24 protein-coding genes are annotated in these 25,486 nt (G+C 72.7%); 10 read left to right on the forward strand and 14 right to left on the reverse strand.

Going from position 1 to position 25,486, the window contains the following annotated elements; genetic code table 11:
- Positions 1 to 13 precede the first annotated feature (13 nt).
- Positions 14 to 637 carry a TetR family transcriptional regulator gene (locus ACFVX9_RS21935; protein WP_363372459.1) on the reverse strand — a complete coding sequence of 208 codons (624 nt, stop codon included), beginning with the start codon at positions 635 to 637 and terminating at the stop codon, positions 14 to 16.
- A gap of 155 nt (positions 638 to 792) precedes the next feature.
- Between ACFVX9_RS21935 and ACFVX9_RS21940 the strand changes: the two genes are divergently transcribed.
- Positions 793 to 2,979, forward strand: a complete 2,187-nt coding sequence (locus ACFVX9_RS21940; RefSeq protein WP_387983082.1) for an MMPL family transporter — start codon at positions 793 to 795, stop codon at positions 2,977 to 2,979.
- A 68-nt stretch (positions 2,980 to 3,047) separates the two neighbouring features.
- Here the strand turns inward: ACFVX9_RS21940 and ACFVX9_RS21945 are convergent, their stop codons facing one another.
- From ACFVX9_RS21945 to ACFVX9_RS21955, 3 genes are all read right to left on the reverse strand, one after another.
- On the reverse strand, positions 3,048 to 4,931 hold the full coding sequence (locus tag ACFVX9_RS21945; RefSeq protein ID WP_387983083.1) for a SpoIIE family protein phosphatase: 1,884 nt from the start codon (positions 4,929 to 4,931) through the stop codon (positions 3,048 to 3,050).
- Between the two features lie 80 nt (positions 4,932 to 5,011).
- Positions 5,012 to 5,776 (reverse strand): class I SAM-dependent methyltransferase, encoded by a 765-nt coding sequence (locus ACFVX9_RS21950; RefSeq protein WP_079135650.1) that lies wholly within the window; start codon positions 5,774 to 5,776, stop codon positions 5,012 to 5,014.
- Positions 5,777 to 6,247: 471 nt separating this feature from the next.
- Positions 6,248 to 9,223, reverse strand: a complete 2,976-nt coding sequence (locus ACFVX9_RS21955) for a BTAD domain-containing putative transcriptional regulator (RefSeq protein WP_079135649.1) — start codon at positions 9,221 to 9,223, stop codon at positions 6,248 to 6,250.
- A gap of 215 nt (positions 9,224 to 9,438) precedes the next feature.
- Between ACFVX9_RS21955 and ACFVX9_RS21960 the strand changes: the two genes are divergently transcribed.
- Positions 9,439 to 9,723 (forward strand): hypothetical protein, encoded by a 285-nt coding sequence (locus ACFVX9_RS21960; protein WP_063347985.1) that lies wholly within the window; start codon positions 9,439 to 9,441, stop codon positions 9,721 to 9,723.
- Positions 9,724 to 9,969: 246 nt separating this feature from the next.
- Here the strand turns inward: ACFVX9_RS21960 and ACFVX9_RS21965 are convergent, their stop codons facing one another.
- Positions 9,970 to 10,188: a hypothetical protein gene (locus ACFVX9_RS21965; protein WP_063347984.1), complete on the reverse strand. Its 219-nt coding sequence runs from the start codon at positions 10,186 to 10,188 to the stop codon at positions 9,970 to 9,972.
- A gap of 197 nt (positions 10,189 to 10,385) precedes the next feature.
- Here ACFVX9_RS21965 and ACFVX9_RS21970 point away from each other — a divergent pair, with 197 nt between their 5' ends.
- Entirely contained in the window at positions 10,386 to 11,144 is a 759-nt protein-coding gene (locus ACFVX9_RS21970; protein WP_063347983.1) for a GntR family transcriptional regulator, read from the forward strand.
- Positions 11,145 to 11,201: 57 nt separating this feature from the next.
- On the opposite strand, the gene ACFVX9_RS21975 is transcribed toward ACFVX9_RS21970, so the two are convergent.
- The 3 genes from ACFVX9_RS21975 to ACFVX9_RS21985 all read right to left on the reverse strand — a co-directional run bounded on the left by ACFVX9_RS21975 (position 11,202) and on the right by ACFVX9_RS21985 (position 13,567).
- A complete protein-coding gene (locus tag ACFVX9_RS21975; RefSeq protein WP_363372471.1) occupies positions 11,202 to 11,462 on the reverse strand; it encodes a Txe/YoeB family addiction module toxin in 261 nt (86 codons plus the stop codon).
- A complete protein-coding gene (locus ACFVX9_RS21980; protein WP_387983117.1) occupies positions 11,459 to 11,731 on the reverse strand; it encodes a type II toxin-antitoxin system Phd/YefM family antitoxin in 273 nt (90 codons plus the stop codon). The genes ACFVX9_RS21975 and ACFVX9_RS21980 overlap by 4 nt, the downstream gene beginning before the upstream one ends.
- 168 nt (positions 11,732 to 11,899) lie before the next feature.
- Positions 11,900 to 13,567 carry a fumarate hydratase gene (locus tag ACFVX9_RS21985; protein ID WP_387983084.1) on the reverse strand — a complete coding sequence of 556 codons (1,668 nt, stop codon included), beginning with the start codon at positions 13,565 to 13,567 and terminating at the stop codon, positions 11,900 to 11,902.
- Between the two features lie 145 nt (positions 13,568 to 13,712).
- Here ACFVX9_RS21985 and ACFVX9_RS21990 point away from each other — a divergent pair, with 145 nt between their 5' ends.
- Entirely contained in the window at positions 13,713 to 14,498 is a 786-nt protein-coding gene (locus tag ACFVX9_RS21990; protein ID WP_244293381.1) for a DUF1707 domain-containing protein, read from the forward strand.
- Between the two features lie 313 nt (positions 14,499 to 14,811).
- On the forward strand, positions 14,812 to 15,195 hold the full coding sequence (locus ACFVX9_RS21995; protein WP_380342135.1) for a WhiB family transcriptional regulator: 384 nt from the start codon (positions 14,812 to 14,814) through the stop codon (positions 15,193 to 15,195).
- 87 nt (positions 15,196 to 15,282) lie between these two features.
- Here ACFVX9_RS21995 and glpX read toward each other — a convergent pair whose 3' ends face one another.
- A complete protein-coding gene (gene glpX / locus ACFVX9_RS22000; RefSeq protein ID WP_063347979.1) occupies positions 15,283 to 16,323 on the reverse strand; it encodes a class II fructose-bisphosphatase in 1,041 nt (346 codons plus the stop codon).
- Between the two features lie 236 nt (positions 16,324 to 16,559).
- On the opposite strand from glpX, the gene ACFVX9_RS22005 reads away from it, so the two are divergent.
- Positions 16,560 to 17,075: a DUF4245 domain-containing protein gene (locus tag ACFVX9_RS22005; RefSeq protein WP_063347978.1), complete on the forward strand. Its 516-nt coding sequence runs from the start codon at positions 16,560 to 16,562 to the stop codon at positions 17,073 to 17,075.
- A gap of 151 nt (positions 17,076 to 17,226) precedes the next feature.
- Here ACFVX9_RS22005 and ACFVX9_RS22010 read toward each other — a convergent pair whose 3' ends face one another.
- Together ACFVX9_RS22010 and ACFVX9_RS22015 are read right to left on the reverse strand one after the other, a co-directional pair.
- Positions 17,227 to 17,829 carry a malonic semialdehyde reductase gene (locus ACFVX9_RS22010; protein WP_063347977.1) on the reverse strand — a complete coding sequence of 201 codons (603 nt, stop codon included), beginning with the start codon at positions 17,827 to 17,829 and terminating at the stop codon, positions 17,227 to 17,229.
- A gap of 113 nt (positions 17,830 to 17,942) precedes the next feature.
- Entirely contained in the window at positions 17,943 to 18,200 is a 258-nt protein-coding gene (locus ACFVX9_RS22015) for an exodeoxyribonuclease VII small subunit (protein WP_063347976.1), read from the reverse strand.
- Positions 18,201 to 18,364: 164 nt separating this feature from the next.
- Here ACFVX9_RS22015 and ACFVX9_RS22020 point away from each other — a divergent pair, with 164 nt between their 5' ends.
- Positions 18,365 to 18,859: a GNAT family N-acetyltransferase gene (locus ACFVX9_RS22020; RefSeq protein ID WP_380423927.1), complete on the forward strand. Its 495-nt coding sequence runs from the start codon at positions 18,365 to 18,367 to the stop codon at positions 18,857 to 18,859.
- 28 nt (positions 18,860 to 18,887) lie between these two features.
- On the opposite strand, the gene xseA is transcribed toward ACFVX9_RS22020, so the two are convergent.
- Together xseA and ACFVX9_RS22030 are read right to left on the reverse strand one after the other, a co-directional pair.
- Positions 18,888 to 20,108 (reverse strand): exodeoxyribonuclease VII large subunit, encoded by a 1,221-nt coding sequence (gene xseA / locus ACFVX9_RS22025; protein ID WP_387983087.1) that lies wholly within the window; start codon positions 20,106 to 20,108, stop codon positions 18,888 to 18,890.
- Positions 20,109 to 20,118: 10 nt separating this feature from the next.
- On the reverse strand, positions 20,119 to 21,483 hold the full coding sequence (locus tag ACFVX9_RS22030; protein ID WP_387983089.1) for an APC family permease: 1,365 nt from the start codon (positions 21,481 to 21,483) through the stop codon (positions 20,119 to 20,121).
- An 87-nt stretch (positions 21,484 to 21,570) separates the two neighbouring features.
- Between ACFVX9_RS22030 and ACFVX9_RS22035 the strand changes: the two genes are divergently transcribed.
- Entirely contained in the window at positions 21,571 to 22,545 is a 975-nt protein-coding gene (locus ACFVX9_RS22035; RefSeq protein ID WP_063347973.1) for a 4-hydroxy-3-methylbut-2-enyl diphosphate reductase, read from the forward strand.
- Between the two features lie 156 nt (positions 22,546 to 22,701).
- On the forward strand, positions 22,702 to 23,448 hold the full coding sequence (gene ppgK / locus ACFVX9_RS22040) for a polyphosphate--glucose phosphotransferase (protein ID WP_063347972.1): 747 nt from the start codon (positions 22,702 to 22,704) through the stop codon (positions 23,446 to 23,448).
- Between the two features lie 22 nt (positions 23,449 to 23,470).
- Here ppgK and ACFVX9_RS22045 read toward each other — a convergent pair whose 3' ends face one another.
- Positions 23,471 to 24,109, reverse strand: coding sequence for a DUF6542 domain-containing protein (locus tag ACFVX9_RS22045; RefSeq protein ID WP_380424926.1), 639 nt, complete (start codon positions 24,107 to 24,109; stop codon positions 23,471 to 23,473).
- A gap of 254 nt (positions 24,110 to 24,363) precedes the next feature.
- Here ACFVX9_RS22045 and ychF point away from each other — a divergent pair, with 254 nt between their 5' ends.
- Positions 24,364 to 25,437: a redox-regulated ATPase YchF gene (gene ychF / locus ACFVX9_RS22050; protein WP_063347971.1), complete on the forward strand. Its 1,074-nt coding sequence runs from the start codon at positions 24,364 to 24,366 to the stop codon at positions 25,435 to 25,437.
- The last annotated feature ends 49 nt before the right edge of the window (positions 25,438 to 25,486 follow it).

A 25,486-nucleotide genomic window follows, 5' to 3' on the forward strand; every position in this document is an offset into this window, starting at 1 on the left:
CGGCCTTACGGGGTTACGGCTTCGCCGGGGCGCCGAGGCAGAGTCCGACCGTGGTGGCCACCAGCAGGTCCAGGGCCCGCAGGGTGCCGTGGTCGGGCTGCTCGCCGGGCGCGCGCAGGGCCAGGTAGCGGTCGGTGAGGCCGTCGAAGCCGGTGAGGAAGTGGACGGCGATCTCCTCGGCGGGCGCGGCCAGTTCGAGGCCGTGCGCCTCGGCGAGGGTGGTGAGCATCTCCGCCGCGGTGCGCTCGATCCCGTGCTGGAGCGCCCGCATGATCTCCTGGAGGTCCGGGTCGCGCATCGCCAGCGCCGCGAACTCGCTCAGCAGCAGGCAGCGCCCGTCCGTGCCGGTCGAGCTCTCCCAGAGCGCGTGGACCAGTGTGGCGACCTGCTCGCCGAAGGAGCCGTCGCCCGGGTAGGCGGCGCGGACGTGGCCGATGAACTCGGCGGTCAGCTGCTCGACGACGGCCCGGTAGAGGTCCTTCTTGGTGCCGAAGGTGTAGTGCACCGTCGCCTGCGCCACGCCCAGCTCGGCCGCGATCGCCCGGGTGCTGCCGGCGGCGACCCCCTCCCGGGTCATCAGGTCGAGGGCGGCCTGGACCAGTTGCGGTCGGCGTTCGGAGGCGGGGACATGAGCCATCCAGCCAGGGTATCGCCATGGTCGGACAACTGCGTCGAGAGATTCTGTCGCTCGATTCTGTCGACCAACTTTGTCGTCTGACAAGGTTGCGCGTACGGTGGACCGCGACCTGTTCAGGCACCTGCCTGTCCGACGATCTGACCGAGGGGTCACCCATGGCCACGTACCTCTACCGACTGGGCCGCTACTGCTTCCGGAGACGGCGGGCGGTGCTGGCGGTCTGGATCGCCGTGCTGATCGCGGTCGGCGGGGCCGCGGGTGCCTTCGCCGGCAAGACCAGCGACGAGTTCAAGGTGCCGGGCACCGAGGCGCAGACCACCCTGGACCGGATCAAGGACACCTTCCCGGAGCAGGGCCACGGCTCCGCCCAGGTCGTCTTCGCGGCCCCCGCGCCCGGCGGCGCCACCACGCCCGAGGCGGGCAGGGCGGTCAGCGAGACGGTCGCCCGGATCGCCGCCGTCCCCGGCGTGGCTGCCGTGCCCGACCCGTACGCCACCCACGCCGTCTCACCGGACGGCCGGGTCGCGATCGCCCTGGTCTCCTTCGACCACAAGCTCGCCGACGTCACCGACCAGCAGCGCGAGGCCGTCAAGGCCGCCGCCGAACCGGCCCGCGCGGCCGGGTTGGACGTCGCCTTCGGCGGCGACGCGTACAACCGGATGGCGCAGGTCGACGGCGGCGAGGCGATCGGTCTGGCCATCGCCGGGGTGGTCCTGGTGATCACCCTCGGCTCGTTGGTCGCCGCCGGGCTGCCGCTGCTGACCGCCCTGGTCGGGGTCGGCGTGGCGATGGCCGCGATCATGGCGCTGTCCGGCTCGTTCGAGATCATCACCACCGCGCCGGTGCTGGTCCTGATGGTCGGTCTCGCCGTCGGCATCGACTACGCGCTGTTCATCCTCTCCCGGCACCGCCGCCACCTGGACGAGGGCCTGGAGCCGGACGAGGCCGCCGCCCGCGCCACCGCCACCGCCGGCAGCGCCGTCGTCTTCGCCGGCCTCACCGTCGTCGTGGCGCTCGCCGGGCTCGCCGTCGCCGGCGTCCCCTTCCTGACCGTGATGGGCCTGGCCGCCTCCGGCGCCGTCGTGGTGGCCGTCCTGGTCGCGATCACGCTGCTGCCCGCGCTGCTCGGCTTCGCCGGCCGCGCCATCGACCGGCTGCCGGTCTGGAAGCGGGCGCTGCGCACCGGCGGCCGCACCACCCTGGGCGAGCGCTGGGGCCGCTTCGTGGTCCGCCGCCCGCTGGCCGTGCTGCTCGTTGGACTGGCCGGACTGGGCCTGCTCGCGGTGCCCGCCGCCAGTCTCCAGCTCGGCCTGCCGGGCGGCGGTTCGCAGGCCGCCGGCACCGATGCGCGCAAGGCCTACGACCTGGTCGGCGAGAGCTTCGGGCCGGGCTTCAACGCGCCGCTGGTGGTCGTCGTGGACGCCGGGGGCGCGCCGCAGCCGGAGCAGGCGGTGCAGGGGGTGGCGGCCAGGCTGCAGACCCTGTCGGGCGTGCGGACACTGCTGCCCCCGGCCGTCGACCAGGCCGGTCGCACCGCCCTGCTCACCGTCATCCCGCAGACCGGACCGGACGACGCCGGCACCAGGACACTGGTCAACGAGATCCGCGACCAGCGCGCGCCGCTCAAGACCTCGACCGGCGCGGACATCGCCGTCACCGGCACCACCGCCGCCAACATCGACGTCTCCACCAAGCTCGGCCAGGCACTGCCGCCGTTCCTCGCGGTGATCGTCGGCATCGCGGTGGTGCTGCTGGCGCTGGCGTTCCGCTCGGTGCTCGTCCCGCTCAAGGCGGTGGCCGGCTTCCTGCTCAGCATCACCGCCTCGCTCGGCGCGGTGGTCGCGGTCTACCAGTGGGGCTGGCTGGACGGCCTGATCGACGTGCCGAAGGTCGGACCGGTGGTGAGCTTCGTGCCGATCCTGCTGATCGGCGTGCTGTTCGGGCTGGCGATGGACTACGAGCTGTTCCTGGTCTCCGGGATGAAGGAGCAGTACGTCCACGGGAAGGCGCCGCGGGACGCCGTGGTGGCCGGGGTGCGCGGCGGCGCCCGGGTGGTCACGGCGGCGGCGCTGATCATGGTGTCGGTGTTCGGCTCGTTCGTCTTCGGTCACGACCCGATCGTGCAGCCGATCGGCTTCGCCCTCGCGGTGGGCGTGCTGGTGGACGCCTTCGTGGTGCGGATGGCGCTGGTGCCGGCCGCGATGGCGCTGTTCGGCAAGGCCGCCTGGTGGTTCCCGAAGCGGCTGGAGAAGGTCGTGCCGCGGGTCGACATGGAGGGCGAGCAGCTGATCGCGCGGCTGGAGCCGGCGGAGCAGCCGGCGAAGGAGCCCGCCGGGGTCTGAACCGCTCCCGGGCGCCCGCAGCCACCCGTCGAGCCGCGGCAGCCGTGGTTCGACGAGCGGCCGGGCGGTTACGGCAGCCGCGACTCGACGGGCGGCTGGGGCAGCCGTTGCTCGAACCAGACGACCTTGCCGGTGCCCAGCCGGGTGGCGCCCCAGCGGTCCGCGCACCGGGCCACTATCTGCAGGCCGCGACCGCGTTCGTCCTCCGGCCCGGTACGGCGCGGCCGCGGCAGCAGCGGGCTGTCGTCACCGACCTCGCAGCGCAGCCGGGTGGTGCGCACCAGGCTCAGGGTGACCGGGCGGGTCGCGTGCTGGACGGCGTTGGTCACCAGCTCGCTGATCATCAGCTCGGTCGCCTCGCTGAGCTCGCCGAGCCCCCAGCGGCGCAGCGTGTGGGCGGCCAGCCGGCGGGCCCGGCCGGGCGTCTCGTTGCGCGGCTGGAGGTACCAGTGCGCGACGTCCCCGGCCGGGATGCCGTCGAAGCACGCGCCCAGCAGGGCGATGTCGTCGCCGCGGTCGCCGGGCGGCAGGATCCGCAGCGCCTCCTGGCACAACTGCTCGGGGGACTGCCAGCGGGCGGCGGCGATCCGGGCGCGGAGCACCTCCAGGCCGTCGCTGATCGGGCGGCTGCGGGTCTCCACCAGGCCGTCGGTGAACAGCAGCAGGGCCGAGCCGGGCGGGGCGGGCAGCTCGACCGAGTTGAAGTCCACCCCGCCGACCCCGATCGGGGCTCCGGAGTCCAGCTCCACCAACTCGGCGGTGCCGTCCGGCCGGACCAGGACGGGCGGGACGTGCCCGGCGTTGGCCAGCACCACCCGGTTGGCGATCGGGTCGTACACCGCGTACACGCAGGTCGCCAGGTGCTGTTCGCGGCCGAGCCGTTGGGCCTGCTCGTCCAGGTGGTAGAGCACCTCGTGCGGGGGCAGGTCGAGGGCGGCCAGGGTCTGGGCGCTGGTGCGCAGTTGGCCCATGATGGCGGCCGAGGTGAGCGAGTGGCCCATCACGTCGCCGACGATCAGGGCGACCCGGTTGCCGGGCAGTGGCACGGCGTCGTACCAGTCGCCGCCGACCTGCGCGCCGCGCTCGCCCGGCAGGTAGCGCTGGGCGAGGCGGACGCCGTGCGGCTGCGGCAGGCGCAACGGCAGCATGCTGCGCTGGAGTTCGTTGGCTATTTCCCACTCGCGGGCGTACCGCAGGGCGGTGTCCACCGCCAGCCCCGCCTGGGTGGCGAGGTGCGCGGCGGTCGCGGTGTCGGCGGCGTCGAAGGCGGGCCGGCCGGTGCGTTCAGGAGGGCGGCGGATCAGCACCAGCAGGCCGAGCACGGCCTTGCGGCCGCGCAGCGGCAGGGCCAGCACCGACGTGCCCGCGGCCAGCCGGGCCAGCCCGCGGGTGCCGTACAGCTCGCGCAGCAGTGCCTCGGTGCGTTCGGCGCCGGGTGCGCCGAGCACCGCGGACTCGGCGGGGCGGCGGCTCAGCAGGGCGTGCGCGAGCGCCCCGCCGCGGGTCACCGGGGTGGCGGGGCCGGTGTCGGCGGTGGAGCGGGAGCCGTACCGGGAGCGGTGCCGGTCGTCTGCTCCGCTGGGCCGGCCGCGCCGTCCGATCCGGGTGCCGGTGCTGTGGTGGATCCGCAGCTCGTCCGGGAAGCCGGGCTCGCGCTCGACGTTGGGCAGCGGATCGCGCAGGTGGACCACGGCGGCGTCGGCCAGCGTGGGGACGAGCACCCGGCCGATGTTGCGCAGCGTCGCGGACAGGTCGAGCGCGCTGTTGATCCGCCGGGTGGCCAGGTCGAGGTAGCCGAGCCGGCCCGCCACGTCCTCGCGCTCCGGGCGCGCGGTCGGTTGGTGTGCCGGTGCCGGTGCCGGCACCGGTGCTGAAGCTGGTGCCAGGGGCAGGCCGCGCTGGCCCGGGACGGCAGGCGGCTGTCCGCCCTCGGTCTTGAGCTGGTCGCGCACGGCTGCCTGTCCTGGATTCGGTGTGGTCTCTGTGGTGGTCTGCGGTGTCCTGCTGGCGGGCCCTGCTGCCGTCCGGTGGGTCAGCCGACGCGTCGACAGCACAGGAACAGCTGTTCCTCCGGCGGCAGCGTGGTGCTGGCCGGCGCGTACGGATGCCCCGAGCACTCCTCGACGGTGAAGCCCGCCGTGACGAGAACCCGCTCCAGATCCTCCCTCAGGTACCCACTGATCCGCAGCTCTCTGCCAAGGAACGGAAGCGGAACGTGATCCAGATCCGCCTCGACCATACCGAGCGCCAGCAGTCCGCCCGGCCGGAGGAGTTCGCGCAGCCGTGCGAGCACGGTCGGGATCTCGTCCTGCGGCAGCAGGATCAGCGAGAAGAACGCGGTGACGGCGGCGAACCCGTCCTTGCCCAGCGGTCCCAGTCCGGGGGCGTTCCAGACCTGCCCGGCGCGCTCGGTGGCCAGATCGAACAGGTCGATCCGATGGAACTCCGGCGGGTGTTCGCCCGGGAACCGGGCCTGCCGGGCCAGCGAGAGCATCACGTCCGAGAGGTCTATCCCGGTCACCCGCAGCCCGCCCGCGACCAGCTGCCGGACCGTCGGGTCCCCGGTGCCGCAGCCCACGTCCAGCACTCGCGCGCCGGGTTCGAGCTCGGCCAGCAGCTGCCGTCCGCAGGCCAGCTGCCCGTCCTTGGCCGGGAACGCCTCGCCGTACCCGGCACCGATGGTGTCGAAGGCGACGGCTTGCAGGGCACGCGCCGCCCGGCGCCGCCGCACGTCGGGCCCGTCGTCTCCCGCGTCCTCGTCGACGGGGAACGAGTCGGATATCTGTCCGGTCGTCACGATTGAGAGGCACCCTTCCACCCGTGGCCTCCGGCCGGCTGCACGCGGCCGCACGGGAGCGGGATGCCGTCCGCCCCGGCGCCCGTCCTGCCTCGCCGGCCCACACGTTGCCGGCAGACACTCGTGTGTGTACTGGCATCTGAGAATATGCGTGATCTCTGCGCCATGGGGTCCCTTTCCAGCCAACTCGTCATGCTTGGGCCGGTGTGGACGGGGTTGCGGAAGCACGACGGTGCGGGCGGGGGTGGTGCGCGCGGGCTCCGCGCGCCGCATGGCGCGCCGTGGTGGAACGGCTGACCTGCGGTTTCGCCGGGCCGAGGGCCGGCCGTCGGGCGTTTATCGAACGTCAATCGCCGGAGTGCAGAGTGGAGTCCAGCGCCGGGGAAGCGTTGAGGGCGCTCCCGCAGCCGGGGGGCTGCGGGGGCGCCGACGCGCACAACGGGGGTAGGGGCTCTGCCGGGGGGCGGAGACCTACGGCGCTGGGGAAGATGGGGGAGGCTCGGTGTGCTGTTGGGAAATGAGGTCCGCCACGGGGGAGGCCTCCGGCACACCGAGCCGCGTGAAGATCGCGTGCGCCTCGCGCAGGCAGGCGAGCGCGCGGGCGGGCTGCGCCAGCGCCAGTAGCGCCTCGCCGAGGGTGGCGTTCGCGAGGCCCTGGCAGTAGGCGGCGTCCAGTTCCTGGGCGATCACGAGCGACTCGCCGGCCGCCTCGGCCGCCTCGGCGTGCTGTCCGGCGGCGAGCAGGGCGGAGGCCAGGCGGGCGAGGGTGTAGCCCTCCCAGAGCGGATTCTGCTGGGCCTGGAACAGCTGGTGGGCCTCTCGCAGGTAGCCCACCGCCGCCCTCGGCTCGTCGGTGGAGGCGAGCACCACACCGGTCTGGTACAGGGTGTCGGCGAGGCAGGGGCCGTTGCTCGACGTCCGGGCCGTCGCCACCGCCTCGATGACCGAGCGGACAGCGGTCTCGGTGTCTCCCAGCTTGAGCTGTGCCCGCGCCATGTTGCCGAGCAGCCGGGCTTCGTTGATCGGAACGCGGACCACCCGGCTGATGCCCAGGGCCTGCTCGAAGAGCGGGATGGCCTCGGCGGGGCGGTTCGTCAGGCTGAGGATGATCCCCAGGTCGTTGCTCGCCGCCGACCGCAGGATCGTCATGTCGTCGGAGCGCTGAAGGCTCAGGCTCTTGCGGAGCGACTGTTCGGCGCCCTGGAAGTCATTGGTGATCGACTGCAGCGTGCCGAAGGCGAAGTGCACCCGGGCCAGGGCGGCAGCGTCTCCGTAGGCGGCGGCGTTGCGCTCGGCGGTCACCAGGAACCGGCGCATCCGCGAGCCGTGCGTGGGATCCGTGACCAGGCTGTTCAGGACGATCAGCAGGTCGACGGCCGGGCGCAGCACGAAGTCCGGTCCTCGCACGGCCGCCTCGACGGCGCTGAGCAGGAAGGTGATCTCCGTCCGCAGCCACTGCCGGGCGTCCTGGCTCGTCGGCAGGTCCAGGCCTGACGAGCCCAAGGGGTTGAGCGGTTCCGGGAGCTGGTCGTCGGGCTCGATCACCTGGGCCGCGTTGCGGACGGTCGGGATCAGCAGGTCGAGCAGGCGCAGCACCGCCCGTTCCTGCTCCGTGGTGTCGCCGATCCGCTCGTTCTGCCGCTGGGCGTAGAGCCGGAGCAGGTCGTGGTAGCGGTAGCGGCCGGGGGTGAAGCACTCCAGCATGTTCGCCTCGACCAGCGCTTCGGCGAGGTCCTCGGCGGTGTACTCGTTCGCGCCGAGCAGCGCCGCGGCGGCGGGCAGCGGGATGTCAGGGGAGTCGATCAGGGCGAGCAGCCGAAAGGCGCGGGCCTCGTCCGCCGAGAGCTGGCCGTAGCCGAGTCCGATGGTGGTTTCCACGGCGAGGTTGCCGAGCTGGAGTTCGTCCAGTCGCCGCCGCTGGTCGGCTAACCGTCTGGCCAGGTCGGAGACGCTCCAGCGCGGACGGCTGGCCAGCCGGGCGGCGGCGATGCGGACGGCGAGCGGCAGGAACCCGCAGGCGGTGACCACCTGCATGGCCGCCTCCGGTTCGGCGGCGACCCGCTGCTCGCCGACGATGGCCGAGAACAGCGCCAGCGCTTCGTTCGGGGTCAGCTCCTCGACGTCGAACAATTGCGCACCCGGGATGCCGGCCAGCCGGGAGCGGCTGGTGGCGAGCACGGCGCAGCCGGAGACGCCGGGGATCAGCGGCCGGATCTGCTCGGCGTCGCGCGCGTTGTCGAGCAGGATGAGCATCCGCCGGCTGGCGAGCAGCGACCGGTAGAGGGCGGCGCGCTGTTCGAGGGAGTCGGGGCTGTCGGTGACGCCGAGCGCGTGCAGGAAGTCGCCCAGGACGGCCACCGGGTCGGCCGGCGAGGTGCCGGCGCCGCGCAGGTCGACGTACAGCTGCCCGTCCGGGAACTCGCCGCGGACGCGGTGGGCGACGTGGACGGCGAGGGTGGTCTTCCCGACCCCGCCGATGCCGGCCAGCGAAGTCACCACCACGGCCTGGCCGGTGGCGTTCATCAGGACCGTCGAGAGGTCGCTCACCAGGTCGGTGCGGCCGCTGAAGTCCGATACGTCGGCCGGGAGTTGGGCGGGCGCCGGGGGAGCGGCCGGACCGTCCTCGCGGCTCACCGGGGCCGGTACGGCCGGGAGGGCGAGCGTCGGGTCCGCCGCCAGGATGCGGGCGTGCATCGCGGACAGGCCGGCACCGGGTTCGACCCCGAGCTCCTCGATCAGCAGCTTGCGGGTGTCGGTGTAGACGCCGAGCGCCTCGGCCTGGCGCCCGCAGCGGTACAGCGCCAGCATCAGCAGCTCGCTCAGGCGCTCGCGCAGCGGGTGTTCGGCCGTCAGGCTGTTCAGCTCGCCGACGATCTCGGCGTGCAGGCCGATGTCGAGGGCGACGGCGCACAGCTCCTCGGCGGCGGCCACCTGTCGTTCGGCGAGCCGCAGCCGCTGGGTGTCGGCGTAGGGGCCGGGGATGCCGGTGAGCGGCCGGCCGCTGAACAGGTCCAGCGCCCGTGCCAGCAGCCGGTGCGCCTCGTGCTTGTCGCCCGCGGCCCGGGCGGCCGCGGCCTCGGCGGAGAGCCGTTCGAAGACCGTCAGGTCGAGGGCCTCGCCCGGGATGCGCAGCGCGTAGCCGTCGGCGACCGAGATCAGCAGCTCGGAGGGCCGGCGTACCTCCCGCCGGGGCTCGATGACGGAGCGCAGGCGGGAGACGTAGGTGCGCAGCGCCGCCACCGCCTGGGCCGGGTGTCGCTCGCCCCAGAGCGCGTCGACCAGGTCCTGTGTGGTGACCGGGCGTCCGGAATGCAGCAGAAGGGTGGTCAGAACCGCCTGTTGCTGGGGGGATCCGAGGGAAAGGGGCTTGCCGTCGAGCCAGGCCTGGACCGGACCGAGGACTTGGAAGCGCAGCGCAGAGGTCTGCGGCGTCTCCCGAAACTCCATGAAAGTCCCCCGATGGCCTGTGGTGTCGATTCCGTGAAAGGGCGCTCGGCGGTCCGCCGTGGTGCTTCAGCTTAGGCGGACGCCCGACTCTGCCGGACGGCAGCGCAAGCCGCACGGTGTTTATCGGACATTTAATCAACCCTACGATACTGTCCGCACGCCCGTGCCACGGAGGTCGGGCGAGACACATTTGATGACCGAAAGGCGGCCGCCCAATGGCCAACGACCAGAGCGAGACCCCGGTGGCGTCGGCGCCCGAGAACGCGGCGACGACGGATGCCCCGGCCGTCGCTGTGGAGGCGGGCAAGGCTGTCGAGGACGCGGTGGCCGCGTCCTCGAACACGACCGAGTACACCGCGCCGTCCGACGCGCAGAAGGCGGCGATCGAGAACGACCTGTTCGGGGACGAGGCCGCGCACGTGGTGGAGCCCGTCGCGCCGGCCACGGGCGGGCCGGGCAAGCGGTACGAGCCGGAAGGCATGATCTCCGGCCACCCGTAAGCCGGTCCGGCCGTAGGCCCCGTGCCCCTCGTGTCCCGGTCCGGGCACGGGGGCGCTGTGGGTTTTGGGCGTGCCCCATTCGGCACCGGTGCCCGCCCGGTGGCCGAATCCAGCCCGTGGTGCACTCATGGTGACCGGCGATATCCGTAACGTGCCCGACGGTGGGTGCGGGGCGTTCCGGAATTCCGGATTCACTCGGGGGGATTGCGGGTGGGAATGCTGCTGTTTGCGTGCTTTTTGCCGCAATTAGCGCGGAAGATCGTATTCGGCTGAATCGCGGGGCCCGGGAACGGGCGAGACCCGTCCGGGTTCGGCGGTCCATTCGAGGCCGCCGCCCTCGGGGCGCAGGTAGTGCTCCCCGCCGATGGTGTCCATGTAGATGCCGGTGCGTCCGGTCCTCCGGTCGAGGACGAGTTCACCCACGTGCGGCCGGTAGGCCGCGGAGTCGCGCTGACGGGTGCTCACCGCACTGCTCCTCGCTGTTCTGGTGCGGGTGCGGCGCCGGGTGGGGGCCGCGCCCTGGTCGCTGTCCGTGTGTGTGGTGCTCGGCGACTACCCAGCATCTCTAGAGAAGCTAATATCTCTAGAGATGTCAACAGTCGTAGCCGCTTACCGTCCGCCGCGGTCGCGCCTACGATTTGTCCGAGGGAGAGGGAGCGGCGATGACCGGCAGCAGTGGCGACAAACAGCCCAAGTACCAACGGATCGCCGACACGCTGAAGGCGGCCATCGACGACGGCCGGTACCGCGCGGGTGACCGGCTGCCGGGCGAGAACGACCTCATGGACGAGTACGGCGTGGCCCGGATGACCGCCCGCCAGGCGCTCGGCGTGCTGCAGAGCGAGGGCATCGCCGAGGCGCGCCGGGGAGCCGGGGTCTTCGTCCGGGACTTCCGGCCGCTGCGTCGGCGCGGGATCCAGCGGCTGGCGCAGGGGCAGTGGGGCTCGGGCCGGTCGATATGGTCGGCGGACATCGACAACCGCCTGCTGGTGGTCGACCAGGTGTCCGTCACCGAACGGGGCGCGCCGGAGCACGTCGCCCGGGTGCTGGGAGTGGATCCGGGCGCGTCGATGTGCGTACGGCACCGCCGCTTCGTGCTGGACGGCAAGCCGGTGCTGCTGTCGACCTCCTACCTGCCGGCCGGCCTGGTCGCCGGCACGGCCATCACCCGCGAGGACACCGGCCCGGGCGGCACCTACGCCCGGCTGGCCGAGATCGGCGCGAAGCCCGTCCACTTCCGCGAGGAGGTCCGCTCCCGGATGCCCGGCGCGGAGGAGGCGGCCCGCCTGGAGCTGTCGGCGGGCACCCCGGTCATCCTGATCTGCCGCACCGCCTTCGCCGACGAGGGCCAGGTCGTCGAGCTCAACGAGATGATCCTCGACGCCGCCTCCTACGTCCTGGAGTACGACTTCGACGCGTGAGCACGCGCAACGCGGCCGCCCCGGTCGCGACGAACGCGGCCGGGGCGGGGTGCGTCGCTACTGGTAGTGGTAGCGGGCCTTGAGGATCATCACTTCCTTCTCGTCGGCCCGGTACACCAGGCGGTGCTCGTCGTCCATCCGGCGTGACCAGTAGCCGGCCAGGTCGCCCTTCAGCGGCTCGGGCTTGCCGATCCCGCTGAAGGGGTCGCGCTGGATCTCGCCGACCAGGCGGGTGATCCGCTGGGCCATCTTCCGGTTCGATCCGAGCCAGAACAGGAAGTCCTCCCAGGCGTCCGGGTCGAAGTGGACACTCCTCACACCTCACCCGCCAGGGCTTCCAACTCCTCCAGGGTCCTGGTGACGCCGGGGTGGCCGGCCTTGTCGCGGGCGACGGCCGCCATGAGCCGCTGGGCGTTGGCGGGAGAGCGCAGGAGATAGATCGTCTCCTGCCACGCGTCGTAGTCCTCGGCCGACATGAGGACCGCGTCCCCGCTTCTGGAGGTGATCCTTATCGGGGTGTGGTCGTCATTGACCTTCTTGATCAACGGGAAGAGCTGGGTGCGTGCCTCGCTCGCACTGATCGCCATCGCCATGCCCTCCATGTTCGCACCGGTTCTCGGTACCGCCATGGTACGAGTCCTGAGTACCACCTGCCAGCGTATTGCGTCCATGCAGAACCGCCCCGGTCGCGACGAACGCGGCCGGGGCGGTTGAGGAGGCGGGGGCGGCTGGGGCGGCCGGGGCGGCCGGGGCGGTTACTCCTTGGAGCGGACCCGGAGGCTGGTGATCAACGGGCCCTCGGTGGTCTCGCGGAAGAAGTCGTTGCCCTTGTCGTCGACCACGATGAAGGCCGGGAAGTCCTCGACCTCGATGCGCCAGACGGCCTCCATGCCGAGCTCGGCGTACTCCAGGACCTCGACCTTCTTGATGCAGTCCTGGGCGAGGCGGGCGGCCGGGCCGCCGATGGAGCCGAGGTAGAAGCCGCCGTGGGCGGCGCAGGCGTCGGTGACCTGCTTGCTGCGGTTGCCCTTGGCGAGCATGACCATGGAGCCGCCGGCGGCCTGGAACTGGTCGACGTAGGAGTCCATCCGGCCGGCGGTGGTGGGGCCGAAGGAGCCGGAGGCGTAGCCCTCGGGGGTCTTGGCCGGGCCGGCGTAGTAGACGGGGTGGTCCTGGAGGTACTTGGGCATGCCCTCGCCGGCGTCCAGGCGCTCCTTGATCTTGGCGTGGGCGATGTCGCGGGCGACGACCAGGGTGCCGGTGAGCGAGAGCCGGGTCTTGACCGGGTACTTGGACAGCTCGGCGCGGATCGCGGACATCGGCTGGTCGAGGTCGACGCGCACGACGTCGTCGTCCAGGTGCTCGTCGGTGGTGTCCGGCAGGTACTTGGCCGGGTCGGTCTCCAGCTGCTCCAGGAAGACGCCCTCGGCGGTGATCTTGCCGAGCGCCTGGCGGTCGGCGGAGCAGGAGACGGCCATGGCGACCGGCAGCGAGGCGCCGTGGCGCGGCAGGCGGACGACCCGCACGTCGTGGCAGAAGTACTTGCCGCCGAACTGGGCGCCGATGCCGATCTTCTGGGTCAGCTCGGTGACCTTCGCCTCCAGCTCCAGGTCGCGGAAGCCGTGGCCGGTCTTGGCGTCGCCGGAGGTCGGCAGGTTGTCCAGGTAGTGCGCGGAGGCGTACTTGGCGGTCTTGAGCGCGAACTCGGCGCTGGTGCCGCCGATCACGATCGCCAGGTGGTACGGCGGGCAGGCGGCGGTGCCGAGGGAGCGGATCTTCTGCTCCAGGAACGAGAGCATGCTCGCCTCGTTCAGGATGGCCTTGGTCTCCTGGTACAGGTACGACTTGTTGGCGGAGCCGCCGCCCTTGGCCATGAAGAGGAACTTGTACACGCCGCCGTCGGTGGCGTACAGCTCGATCTGGGCCGGCAGGTTGTTGCCGGTGTTCTTCTCGTCCCACATGGTCACCGGGGCCATCTGGGAGTAGCGCAGGTTGAGCTTGGTGTACGCGTCGAAGACGCCGCGCGCGATGGCCGACTCGTCGCCGCCCTCGGTGAGCACGTTCTGGCCGCGCTTGCCCATGACGATGGCGGTGCCGGTGTCCTGGCACATCGGCAGGATGCCGCCGGCCGAGATGTTGACGTTCTTCAGCAGGTCGAGCGCGACGAAGCGGTCGTTCGGGCTGGCCTCCGGGTCGTCCAGGATGCGGCGCAGCTGGGCGAGGTGGGCGGGGCGCAGGTAGTGCGAGATGTCGTGCATCGCCTCGGCGGTGAGCAGCCGCAGCGCCTCGGGCTCGACCTGGAGGAAGGTGCGACCGCCGGCCTCGAAGGTGGAGACACCCTCGGAGGTCAGCTTGCGGTACGGGGTCGGGTCAGCGCCCAGGGGGAGCAGGTCGCTGTACTCGAAGTCTGGCGTGGGAGCCATGGGGGCGGTCCTTAGGTTTCCAGTGGTCCGGCTGCGTCGGCGAAGCACCCTCAAGGGTAGGACCCGGCTCCGTGTCGCACGCGGACAGGGCAGCCTGCGTGACCGGGCTCACTCGGGCGCACGTGCGAGCGACTAGTCTTGGGCCGTGGACAACTCGCCGTCGCAGGACGATCCGGGGCAGCCGTCCGTGCCGGCGCCCGTACCGATGACCAAGCCCGAGACCCGGCCCGAGCCGCAGCCGCAACTCCGGCCGCTGCCGGAGCAGAAGACCCAGCCGTCGCACGCCCCGGTGGCACAGGCGGAGATGCGGGTGTCGGACGCCGACCGCGAGCGGATCGCGGAGCTGCTGCGGGACGCCTACGCCGAGGGCCGGCTGGACGCGGACGAGCACGCGGACCGGATCGGGGCCGCGTACGCCGCCAAGACCTTCGGCGACCTGGTGCCGCTGACCAGGGACCTGCCGGGCCACCGGCCGCTGTCGTTCGAGAAGCCGCCGCTGGAGGCCCCGGCGCCGCGTGCGGTGACGCCGGCGCTGCCGCCCGCGCGCCAGGAGTCGCCGTCGATGGTGGCGATCTTCGGCGGCTCGTCCCGCAAGGGCCGCTGGCGGGTGGGGTCGCACCTGAAGGCGTTCGCGGCGTTCGGCGGGGTGGAGATCGACCTGACCGACGCCGTGTTCGAGTCGCCCGAGGTGGAGATCGAGGTGACGGCGCTGTTCGGCGGCGTCGAGATCCGGGTGCCGGAGAACGTGAGCCTGCACGGCGGCGGCGTCGGCATCTTCGGCGGATTCGACGTCAAGGAGCAGACGGCGGCGGACCCGTACGCGCCGGTGGTCCGGGTCAAGGGCGTCGCGGTGTTCGGCGGTTGCGAGGCCAAGCCGCGCCGGGGCAAGAAGCTCAAGGAGTGGGTGCGCAAGCAACTCGGCACCGAGTAGCCGGGGTTGGCGGGTCGAACGCCCGGCCGGGGATCAACTCCCGGCCGGGCGTTCTGCGTTGTCTCCGGTGCGCTCCGTAGTCGATTGCGTGCAGTGTGCATGAATCGCGGGCGGGCGGGGTAGTTCCTTCCGCACATCGCTTCTTGTACGGCTGCGCACCGGAGGCGGCCCAGCGGCCGACTCGGGGTTGGACAGCGGGGGCTCGCAGCCGGGCAGGGGAGCGAGCTTCCCCGTGTCCGAGAGTCTCGTCAGGAGTACGGCCGTGCTGCATCCGATCGAGTCCCGCACCACCTCGCCCGTCGCCGCCGCGCAGTTGCTGGAGCGCAGTCCGCAGCCGCACCCCCCGGGCGGCCAGGGCTCCCGGACCGTCGCCCAGGGCGCGTCCTCGGGCGAGGACAGCCCCTGGCACACCGGCGCGGCCTGCCGGCGGGACGAGGTGGGGCTGTTCTTCGCACCCTCGAAGGAGCCGACGGCGGCCCGGTTGTCGCGCGAGGAGCAGGCGAAGCAGGTGTGCGCCCGGTGTCCGGTGCTGCTGGAGTGCCGCGAGCACGCGCTGGCGCAGCCGGAGCCGTACGGGGTCTGGGGCGGGCTGACGGCCGCCGAGCGGCGGGTGGTGCTGGCCCGGCGCCGCCGCCGGGAGTCGGAGCTGCGCGAGGCGACCAGGGTGGTCGCGGGGCAGCGGCGGATAGCGGGCTGACGGGGCTCCGGGTGTGCCCCGGGCCGGACGCGCCGCGGCCTCGGCGGAGGGGGATTCCGCCGAGGCCGCGGGTGCGCTTGCCCGGTGTCAGTTGGCGCGGTCGAAGTCGATCGCGCTGTAGGCCCGCAGCTTCGACAGCTTGTGGACGGAGTTGATCTCGCGGATCGTGCCGCTCTTGGAACGCATCACCAGCGAGCTGGTGGTGGCGGTCTCCTGGCGGTAGTGCACGCCGCGCAGCAGCTCGCCGTCGGTGATGCCGGTGGCGACGAAGAACACGTTCTCGCCGCTGACCAGGTCGTCGGTGGTGAGCACCCGGTCCAGGTCGTGGCCGGCGTCGAGGGCCTTCTGCCGCTCGGCGTCGTCCTTGGGCCACAGCCGGCCCTGGATGACGCCGCCCATGCACTTCATGGCGCAGGCCGCGATGATGCCCTCGGGGGTGCCGCCGATGCCCATCAGCAGGTCGACGCCGGTGCCCTCGCGGGCGGCCATGATGGCGCCGGCCACGTCGCCGTCGGAGATGAACTTGATCCGGGCGCCCGCCTCGCGGATCTCCCGGACCAGGCCGTCGTGGCGCGGGCGGTCGAGGACGACGACCGTGACGTCCTCGACGGCGCTGCCCTTGGCCTTGGCGACCCGGCGGATGTTGACGGCCGCGGGGGCGGTGATGTCGACGAACTCGGCGGCCTCGGGGCCGGCCACCAGCTTGTCCATGTAGAACACGGCGCTGGGGTCGAACATGGTGCCGCGGTCGGCGACGGCCAGGACGGCGACGGCGTTGTTCATGCCCTTGGCGGTGAGCGTGGTGCCGTCGACCGGGTCGACCGCGACGTCGCACTCGGCGCCGGTGCCGTCGCCGACCCGCTCGCCGTTGTAGAGCATCGGGGCTTCGTCCTTCTCGCCCTCCCCGATGACGACCACGCCGTTCATCGAGACGGTCGAGACGAGGGTGCGCATCGCCTTGACGGCGGCGCCGTCCGCGCCGTTCTTGTCGCCACGGCCGACCCACCGGCCGGCGGCCATCGCGGCCGCCTCGGTGACCCGGACGAGTTCGAGCGCGAGGTTCCGGTCCGGAGCCTCGGGCGCGACCTCCAGGGCGCTGGGAAGGTGGTTCGGGTACTGCGTGGTCATCGTCGTTACCTCTCTGTACGCGACGGCCAGTAAGCGCCCGACTACTGCCTGGTCGAACGCCGTGGTGAGGGTCCTGCGATCGTATCTGCCTATGGGATGACTGTCTGTGGCGCGGGTCGCCACCCGGCGCCCGACCTGGTCGGTTCGTCCCGCTTCACCCGTACGCGGGCACCCCGGGTGGCCGTACCGCCGTAGGGATGAGTCACCATGTGGGGGTGGCTGGAGAGAGCAAACGCATGAGGGGCCGGGAGACCGTACGGGACATGGTCCTGTCGATGCTGGCGGTCGGCGCCGTGGTCTGGATCGGGTACCTGTTCCTTCCGCACGACGCGAACAGCGACCCGGTGCACGTGGTCGAGTACAAGGTGGCGGCGGCCTCCGCGAAGCGCGGCGCGCCGTACCCGCTGCTCTCCCCGGACGGGCTGTCCGACCAGTGGCGGGCCACCTCGGTCGGCTACCAGCCGGCCGCGATCAGCAAGGGCAAGGGCAACGCCTGGCACCTGGGCTTCGTCACGCCGTCCGGCCAGTACGCGGCGGTCGAGCAGAGCGACGTCCCGCGCGACGCGCTGCTGGCCGACAAGATCGCGGGCGGCAAGCCGGACGGCACCTCCGAGGTCGCCGGGCGCACCTGGGAGCGGGTGCAGGGCGAGAAGTCCCGCGCCCTGACCGTGCAGACCGGCGACGCGACCACCGTGCTCACCGGCACCGCCTCCTACGAGGAACTGGCCGAGCTGGCCCAGGCGCTCAAGTAGCCCGTCCCCCCGGGCCGCCCCCGGGGGAACGGCTCCGTACGCCCCCGCGGACGCCCCGCGGACGCGCCCGTACGACCCCGAACGCCCCCGTGCGCATACGGAAAGGGCCCGCACCGGACGAACCGGTGCGGGCCCTCGCGCGTGCGGCGGATCAGACCGTGGTGACGACCTGGTCGTACGCCAGGCGCGGCGAGCGCGGGAACCACGCCTCGTCGCCCGGCTTGCCGATGTTGACCACGGCCAGCACCGAGTGCTCGCCGTCGCCGAAGAACTCCTTGTTGATGCCCTCGGCGTCGTAGCCGGTCATCGGGCCGGCGGCCAGGCCGGCGGCGCGCACGCCGATGATGAAGTAGGCGGCCTGCAGCGCGCCGTTCAGCGAGGCGGAGCGCTCACGGACGGTGCGCTCGGAGAAGAACACGTCCTTGGCCTGCGGGAAGTGCGGGAACTGGGTCGGCAGCTCCTCGTGGAACTCGTTGTCCGCGGCGAGGATGGCGACCAGCGGGGCGGTGCTGGTCTTGGCCTTGTTGCCGTCCGCCAGGTGCTGGACGAGGCGCTCGCGGCCCTCGGTCGAGCGGACCAGGACGACGCGCAGCGGCTGCTGGTTGAAGGCGGTCGGGCCGTACTTGACCAGCTCGTAGATGGCCTGGACCTGCTCCTCGGTCACCGGCTCGTCGGTGAAGGTGTTCGCGGTGCGGGCCTCGCGGAACAGCAGGTCCTGAGCGGCGGCGTCGAGTACCAGGGCGTCGGTGGTCATGCTTGTCTGCACCTCATGCGGGAGGGGGTTCGTCGGATTGACCGGCCGTGGCCGGTCACACCATCTCAACATGGGTGAAGATTCAACGATTCCCCGGCCTGCTGTGAGCCGCGTCACTCCCCGCCCGCGGCCCCGTCCTCCTCGGCGGCCAGCGCCGCGTCCAGCCGGGCCCGGGCGCCGTCCAGCCAGCGCTGGCACACCTTCGCCAGCTGCTCGCCGCGCTCCCACAGCGCCAGCGACTCCTCCAGCGACGTCCCGCCGTTCTCCAGCTGCCGGACCACCTCCAGCAGCGCGTCCCGGGCGTGCTCGTAGCCCAGCGCGTCGTCCGGGGTCGGTGCCGCCGCGTCCTGCTGCTCCTGCTGCTCTGCCATGCGTGCCAGCGTAGGGGCTGGAGCCGACAGAGCCGGCGCAGCGCCGACGGAACGGCCGCGGCGGGGCGAAAGCCGGAACGGCCTCGGTGAGGCGAAGGCAGCGGGTGAGGCGGCGGGGCGAAATCGGATGCGTCCGGCCGGCCGGCGGCGCTACCCTCCGCCGCATGATCACGGTCCGACCCGCCGCCCCGGCCGACGCCCCCGAGCTCGTCCGGCTGCGCGACCTGATGTTCGAGGCGATGCCCAGCATGGCCGGCCTGACCGGGCCGGGGCCCTGGCAGGCCACCGCCGAGCGGATGCTGCGCGAGCGCCTCGCCGCCCCGGCCGGGGAACTGACCATGCCGTCCTTCGTGGTGGACGATCCGCGACGGCCCGGCCGGCTCGCCGCCTGCGCGGTCGGCACGCTGGAGCACCGGCTGCCCGCGCCGGGAAACCCGAACGGCCGGTTCGGCTTCGTCTTCAACATCTGCACCGACCCCGGCCACCGGCTGCGCGGCTACGCCCGGGCCTGCACCGAGGCGCTGCTGGACTGGTTCGACGACCAGCGGGTCGGCCGGATCGACCTGCACGCCAGCAGTGGCGGCGAGGCGCTCTACCGCAGCCTCGGCTTCGGCGAGCACTCCATCGCGCTCTCCCGGCAGCGCTCCCACGAGGCCTGACCGTCGTCCACCGTGGCGCCGGGTGTTCCTACGAGCCCAGGCCGTCGTCCACCGCGACGTCGAAGGCCCCGCCCGCGACCCGGGCGTGCAGCCCCTCGCCGGCCGTGACCTGCGCCGGGTCGGTCACCACCGTGCCGTCCGTCCGCTGGAGCACCGCGTAGCCGCGCTCCAGGGTGGCCGCCGGGGACAGCGCGACCACCCGGGCGAGGGTGTGCCCGAGGTCGCTCTGCGCGTGGTCCAGCCGGTGCCGCAGGGTGCGCCGGGCCCGCTCCAGCAGCGCGGTGACCTCCTGGCCGCGCCCGTCCAGCATCCGGTGCGGGGCGGCCAGCGCGGGGCGGCTGCGCACGCCGTCCAGCCCGTGCTGCTCGCGCTCGACCCGGCCGAGGACGTGCCGCCGGGCACGGTCCCGCAGCAGGCGGACCTTGGCCAGCTCCTCGCCGACGTCCGGAACCACCCGTTTGGCGGCATCGGTCGGGGTGGAGGCGCGCAGGTCGGCGACGAAGTCCAGCAGCGGCTGGTCCGGCTCGTGGCCGATCGCGCTGACCACCGGCGTACGGGCGGCCGCGACCAGCCGCACCAGCCCCTCGTCCGAGAACGGCAGCAGGTCCTCGACGCTGCCCCCGCCGCGGGCCACGATGATCACGTCCACCTCGGGGTGCTCGTCCAGCTCCCGGACGGCCGCGCTCACCCGCTCCACCGCGCTGACCCCCTGCACCGGGACGTTGCGCACCTCGAAGCGGACGGCCGGCCAGCGCCGCCGGGCGTTCTCCAGCACGTCCCGCTCGGCCGCCGAGCCGCGCCCGGTGACCAGCCCGACGCACTGCGGCAGGAACGGCAGCGGGCGCTTGCGCTCGGCCGCGAACAGGCCCTCCCCGGCGAGCCGCCGCTTCAGCTGCTCCAGCCGGGCCAGCAGCTCGCCCAGCCCGACCGGCCGGATCTCCGAGGCCCGCAGCGACAGCTGCCCGCGCGCCGCGTACCACTCCGGCTTGGCGTGCACGACGACCCGCGCGCCCTCCTGCACCACGTCCGCGACCTGGTCGAACACCGAGCGGAAGCAGGTCACCGTGAGCGACACGTCCGCCTGCGGGTCGCGCAGGGTCAGGAACACCACGCCCGCCCCCGGCCGGCGGCTGAGCTGGGTGATCTGCCCCTCCACCCAGACCGCGCCGAGCCGGTCGATCCAGCCGCCGATCAGCGCGGAGACCTTGCCGACCGGGATCGGGGCTTCGGGGGAGCTGGTGTTGGCCATGCGTATGAGGCTAGCGGCGCCGGCCGACAGGGCCGCCCGGAGCGGGGGAGCCCTGGACGCCCAGCACCACCAGCCCGACCGCCAGCCAGATCAGCCCGACGAGCTGCGCGGTCGTCGAGGCCTCGTAGACCACTGCGGCGATCACCGCGATCCCCAGGGCCGGGACGAGCAGGTGCCGCACCCGGTCCCGGGAGCCGTGCCGCACCGTGTACCAGCCGATCACCGAGGCGTGCAGCAGCGCGAAGGCGGTCAGCGCGCCCACGTTGACCACCGAGGTCAGCTGGTCCAGCCCGTCGTCCCGGTTGGCCGCCCAGACCGCCGCGGCCATCGTGATCACCGCGGCCGCCAGCAGCGCCCGGCGCGGCACCGCGGTGGCCGGGTCGACCGTGCCGAGAACGCGCGGCAGCCGTCCCTCCCGGCCCATCGCGTAGACCAGCCGCCCGGCCGCCGCCTGCCCGGCCAGCGCCGCGAAGGCCGCGCCGATCGCCTTGCTGGCCGCCACCAGGACGTGCAGCCAGTGCCCGACCCCGCTCTCCACCGTGTCGTAGAAGGCCGAGCCCTGCGCCACCGGGTCGGCCGCCAGCTGCTGGGGGCCCAGCGGCTCCAGCAGTGCCGCCAGGTAGGTCTGGGTGACGAACAGCACCCCGGCCAGTGCCAGGCACCAGAGCACGGCCCGGGCCACCGCCGCCGAGGCGCCGACCGCCTCCTCGACGAAGGTGGCGATCGCGTCGAAGCCCAGGTAGGAGAGCACCGCGACGGACACGGCCGAGATCACCGCGGTCAGCGAGAAGGCGCCGACGGCGGTGAACGGGGTGTCCCAGCCGCGCCGGGCGCCGCCTTGGACCAGTGCCACCACGGCCGCGGCGACGAACACCGCCAGCACCGCGATCTCCAGGGCGAGCACCGCGAAGCCGACCACGGCCGCCGTCCGTACGCCGATCAGGTTGAGCGCGGTGGTCAGCACCACCGCGAGCGCCGTCCAGACCCAGCGGGAGACCCCGGGCACCAGCGAGTTCAGCGCGATCCCGGAGAACAGGTAGGCGACCGCCGGGATCAGCAGGTAGTCGAGCATCGCCATCCAGCCGGCGATGAACCCGGGCCCCTCGCCCAGCCCGGCCCGCGCGTAGGCGAACACCGAGCCGGTCTGCGGCACCGCGCGCACCATCTGGGCGTACGAGAAGGCGGTGAAGCCCATCGCGACGGTCGCGGCCAGGTAGACGGTGGCGACGGCGCCGTGGCTCCTGGCGTCCAGGACGCCGAACACGCCGACCGGTGCCATCGGAGCGATGAACAGCAGGCCGTAGACCATCAGGTCGCGGACGCTCAGGCTGCGGCGCAGGCCGCCCGGTTCCGTTTGCCCGTTCGCAGAGCTCATAGACACCACATTTGAGCACCGACGACCGGGTCTGTCCGGAAAGCGCCTCCCGTCGGCGCGGCTCGGCGCCGCCCGTACGATGGAGCCATGTCCAACACCGCGCCGCGCCGTGTCCTGCTCGCCGCCCCCCGGGGCTACTGCGCGGGTGTCGACCGCGCCGTGATCGCCGTGGAGAAGGCCCTGGAGCAGTACGGGGCGCCCATCTACGTCCGCAAGCAGATCGTCCACAACAAGTACGTGGTGCAGACCCTGGAGAAGAAGGGCGCGATCTTCGTCGACGAGACGGAGGAGGTGCCCGAGGGCTCGATCGTGGTCTTCTCCGCGCACGGCGTCGCGCCGGCCGTCCACGACGAGGCGAAGGCCGGCCGGCTGGCCACCATCGACGCCACCTGCCCGCTGGTCACCAAGGTGCACAAGGAGGCCGTGCGCTTCGCCGACGAGGGCTTCGACATCCTGCTGGTGGGCCACGAGGGCCACGAGGAGGTCGTCGGGACGATGGGCGAGGCCCCGGACCGGATCCACCTGGTGGACGGCGCCGAGGACGTCGCCAACGTGCGGGTCCGGGACGAGTCCAGGGTCGTCTGGCTGTCCCAGACCACCCTGTCGGTGGACGAGACCATGGCCACCGTCGGCGAGCTGAAGAAGCGCTTCCCGGCGCTGGTCAGCCCGCCCAGCGACGACATCTGCTACGCCACCCAGAACCGCCAGGTCGCGGTCAAGCAGATGGCCCCCGAGACCGACCTGCTGATCGTGGTCGGCTCCAAGAACTCGTCCAACTCCGTCCGCCTGGTCGAGGTCGGCCTGGAGTACGGCGCCAAGGCCGCCCACCTGGTGGACTTCGCCGAGGAGGTCCAGGAGGCCTGGCTGGAGGGCGTCGGCACGGTCGGTCTGACCAGCGGCGCCTCCGTCCCGGAGATCCTGGTCGAGGGCGTGCTGGAGTGGCTGGCCGCGCGCGGCTACGACACGGTCGAGACGGTCAAGACCGCCGAGGAGCACCTGATCTTCTCGCTGCCCAAGGAACTGCGCCGCGACCTGCGCGCCGAGGCGGCGGGCAAGCTGTAGGGCCGCTCCCCGGACCGCTCCCAGGCCCTTCGCGCAGAGCCCGGCACCTCCCTCGGGGTTGCCGGGTTTTCTGCTGTGCGTCCGCCCGTGCCCTCTCGTAGTTTTGTGCACAGGCTGTGGACAAGCGGTCCGCGGCCCCGGCGGAGGGTGGACGTGATGACGGCGGTATTCGGCGTGGACATCGGCGGTTCGGGCATCAAGGGCGCCCCGGTCGACCTCGCCCGGGGCGTGCTGGCCCAGGAGCGGTACAAGGTGCTCACCCCGCAGCCGTCCGCCCCCGAGGCCGTGGTCGCCGCCGTCTGCGAGGTGGTCCGCCAGTTCGACCACCAGGGCCCGGTCGGGCTCACCTTCCCCGGCGTGGTGGTCGGTGGCCGGACCAGAACCGCCGCCAACGTGGACAAGGGCTGGATCGGCCTGGACGCCGCGGGCCTGTTCCGCGAGGCGCTCGACCTGCCCGCGACCGTGCTCAACGACGCCGACGCGGCCGGGCTCGCCGAGACCGTGCACGGCGCCGGGCGCGACCAGTCGGGCGTGGCGCTGGTGCTCACCTTCGGTACCGGCATCGGCAGCGCGCTCTTCGTCGACGGCGTGCTGGTGCCCAACACCGAACTGGGCCACCTGGAACTGCGCGGCAAGGACGCCGAGCGCCGGGCCTCCTCGGCCGCCAAGGAACGGCACGGGCTGACCTGGGAGCAGTGGGCCGGGCGGGTCGACGAGTACCTGGACCTGGTCGAGATGCTGTTCTCGCCGCAACTGGTCGTGATCGGCGGCGGGGTGAGCCGCAAGCACGAGAAGTTCCTGCCGCTGCTGCGGGAGCGGGAGGCGCGGGTGGTGCCGGCCGAGCTGCGCAACGACGCGGGCATCGTCGGCGCCGCCATGGCGGCGGCCCGGGCGGCGGGCTGAGGCCGCCCGCCCGAGGCGCCGCTCAGCGGGAGCGCTGGATCCGGCGCTGGGCCACGAACCGGGCGAGCACGATCAGCGCGGCCAGCCCGGTGCCGGAGAACAGCCAGCCGGCCCGCAGCGCCAGCCCGGTCGCCAGCGCCACCACCTGGGCGGTGACGCCCGAGGAGGTGACCGGCCCGAGCAGCAGCAGCGCCAGCGCGAAGGCGATCGGCCCGCTGATCGGTGCGGCCAGCAGGTCGACGTAGCGCACCCGGACGGCCAGCTGGAAGCAGACGGCCAGGTAGCCGAGGCCGAACAGCCAGCCGAGGCCGTCGAACAGCAGCCGGTCCAGGCCCGCGACGGCGAGCGTCGCCAGCACGGCGGCCACGCCCGTGCCGATGGCGGTCAGCCGGGTCGGCCGTCCGGTCCGGCGCCGCCCGTACAGCGGGGTCTCGGAGCGTCCGGGCAGCGGCAGCCGCAACCGCAGCCTGGGGGTGGCCGGGCGGGCGGCGGCGGGCGGCCCGGCTACCGGGCGTAGCCGGGCGGCGGGGGCGGCGGCGGGGGCTGCGGGGGCTCCGGCGGTCTCGGGAGCCCGGCCGGGCCCGGGGACGGCGGCCCCGGCCGCGCCGTTCGGCGGTCGGCGTCTGGGCCCTGGCGGCTGGGTACGGATGCTCTGCTCCACCCGCCCAACGTACGGTCCGATCATCGCCACACTGTGTAATGGACCGTTCAGGTCTTGCCCCGTGTCTCCTGGCGGAGTGCTGATGTGATCGTCGTTCAGCGGCCTGACCTGTCCGGCCCAGCCACCCCGGCACCCGGCCGGAGTTCCCGGAGCCCCTCCCGGCGGCGACCGGGGCGTGAGGCGCTGCCCGTAGACTTGGGGGTCGGCCCGCACGGTGCCGACCCAACTCCTCCAAGCCCACGGGACTGCGCTTCATGTCGCTCACGATCGGAATCGTCGGCCTGCCGAACGTCGGCAAGTCGACCCTGTTCAACGCCCTGACCAAGAACGACGTGCTGGCGGCCAACTACCCGTTCGCCACCATCGAGCCGAACGTCGGCGTCGTCGGCGTCCCGGACGCGCGGCTGGCCAAGCTCGCCGAGATCTTCGGCTCCCAGCGGATCCTCCCGGCCACCGTCGACTTCGTCGACATCGCCGGCATCGTGCGCGGCGCCAGCGAGGGCGAGGGACTGGGCAACAAGTTCCTCGCCAACATCCGCGAGTCGGACGCGATCTGCCAGGTCGTGCGCGCCTTCACCGACCCGGACGTGGTGCACGTGGACGGCAAGGTGTCGCCCAAGGACGACATCGAGACCATCCACACCGAGCTGATCCTGGCCGACCTCCAGACCGTCGAGAAGGTCCTGCCGCGGCTCCAGAAGGAGGCGCGCCTGAAGAAGGAGACCGCCCCCGTGCTGGCCGCCGCCGAGGCCGCGCAGGCGGTCCTGGAGACCGGCAAGACCCTCTTCGAGGCCGGCTTCGACACCACCCCGATCCGCGACCTCCACCTGCTGACCGCCAAGCCCTTCCTCTACGTCTTCAACGTGGACGAGGCCGAGCTGGCCGACGAGGACTTCAAGAACGTCCAGCGCGAGCTGGTCGCCCCGGCCGAGGCGATCTTCCTCAACGCCAAGATCGAGTCCGAGCTGATCGAGCTCGACGACGACGAGGCCCTGGAGCTGCTCCAGTCGATGGGCCAGGAGGAGCCCGGCCTCGCCACCCTCGCCCGGGTCGGCTTCGACACCCTCGGCCTGCAGACCTACCTCACCGCAGGCCCCAAGGAAACCCGCGCCTGGACCATCAAGAAGGGCGCCACCGCCCCCGAGGCCGCCGGAGTCATCCACACCGACTTCCAGAAGGGCTTCATCAAGGCCGAGGTGATCTCCTTCGCCGACCTGGTCGAGACCGGCTCCATCGCCGAGGCCCGCTCCAAGGGCAAGGCCCGCATCGAGGGCAAGGAATACATCATGCAGGACGGCGACGTGGTGGAGTTCCGCTTCAACGTCTAAGCGGATGAAATAACACCACGTCGCTGACTTGGCAAACATGCAGGTCACA

It is taken from the genome of Kitasatospora sp. NPDC058243 (genome assembly GCF_042882025.1).
Taxonomy (GTDB): domain Bacteria; phylum Actinomycetota; class Actinomycetes; order Streptomycetales; family Streptomycetaceae; genus Kitasatospora.

Coding starts and splice junctions, on each gene's coding strand:
- ppgK (WP_063347972.1), top strand. CDS start 22,702: ATGACGGCGGTATTCGGCGTGGACATCGGCGGTTCGGGCATCAAGGGC.
- xseA (WP_387983087.1), bottom strand. CDS start 20,108: ATGGCCAACACCAGCTCCCCCGAAGCCCCGATCCCGGTCGGCAAGGTC.
- ACFVX9_RS22035 (WP_063347973.1), top strand. CDS start 21,571: ATGTCCAACACCGCGCCGCGCCGTGTCCTGCTCGCCGCCCCCCGGGGC.
- ACFVX9_RS21980 (WP_387983117.1), bottom strand. CDS start 11,731: ATGGCGATCAGTGCGAGCGAGGCACGCACCCAGCTCTTCCCGTTGATC.
- ACFVX9_RS21960 (WP_063347985.1), top strand. CDS start 9,439: ATGGCCAACGACCAGAGCGAGACCCCGGTGGCGTCGGCGCCCGAGAAC.
- ACFVX9_RS22005 (WP_063347978.1), top strand. CDS start 16,560: ATGAGGGGCCGGGAGACCGTACGGGACATGGTCCTGTCGATGCTGGCG.
- ACFVX9_RS21955 (WP_079135649.1), bottom strand. CDS start 9,223: ATGGAGTTTCGGGAGACGCCGCAGACCTCTGCGCTGCGCTTCCAAGTC.
- ACFVX9_RS21970 (WP_063347983.1), top strand. CDS start 10,386: ATGACCGGCAGCAGTGGCGACAAACAGCCCAAGTACCAACGGATCGCC.
- ychF (WP_063347971.1), top strand. CDS start 24,364: ATGTCGCTCACGATCGGAATCGTCGGCCTGCCGAACGTCGGCAAGTCG.
- ACFVX9_RS21940 (WP_387983082.1), top strand. CDS start 793: ATGGCCACGTACCTCTACCGACTGGGCCGCTACTGCTTCCGGAGACGG.
- ACFVX9_RS22020 (WP_380423927.1), top strand. CDS start 18,365: ATGATCACGGTCCGACCCGCCGCCCCGGCCGACGCCCCCGAGCTCGTC.
- ACFVX9_RS22010 (WP_063347977.1), bottom strand. CDS start 17,829: ATGACCACCGACGCCCTGGTACTCGACGCCGCCGCTCAGGACCTGCTG.
- ACFVX9_RS22030 (WP_387983089.1), bottom strand. CDS start 21,483: ATGAGCTCTGCGAACGGGCAAACGGAACCGGGCGGCCTGCGCCGCAGC.
- glpX (WP_063347979.1), bottom strand. CDS start 16,323: ATGACCACGCAGTACCCGAACCACCTTCCCAGCGCCCTGGAGGTCGCG.
- ACFVX9_RS21985 (WP_387983084.1), bottom strand. CDS start 13,567: ATGGCTCCCACGCCAGACTTCGAGTACAGCGACCTGCTCCCCCTGGGC.
- ACFVX9_RS21935 (WP_363372459.1), bottom strand. CDS start 637: ATGGCTCATGTCCCCGCCTCCGAACGCCGACCGCAACTGGTCCAGGCC.
- ACFVX9_RS22015 (WP_063347976.1), bottom strand. CDS start 18,200: ATGGCAGAGCAGCAGGAGCAGCAGGACGCGGCGGCACCGACCCCGGAC.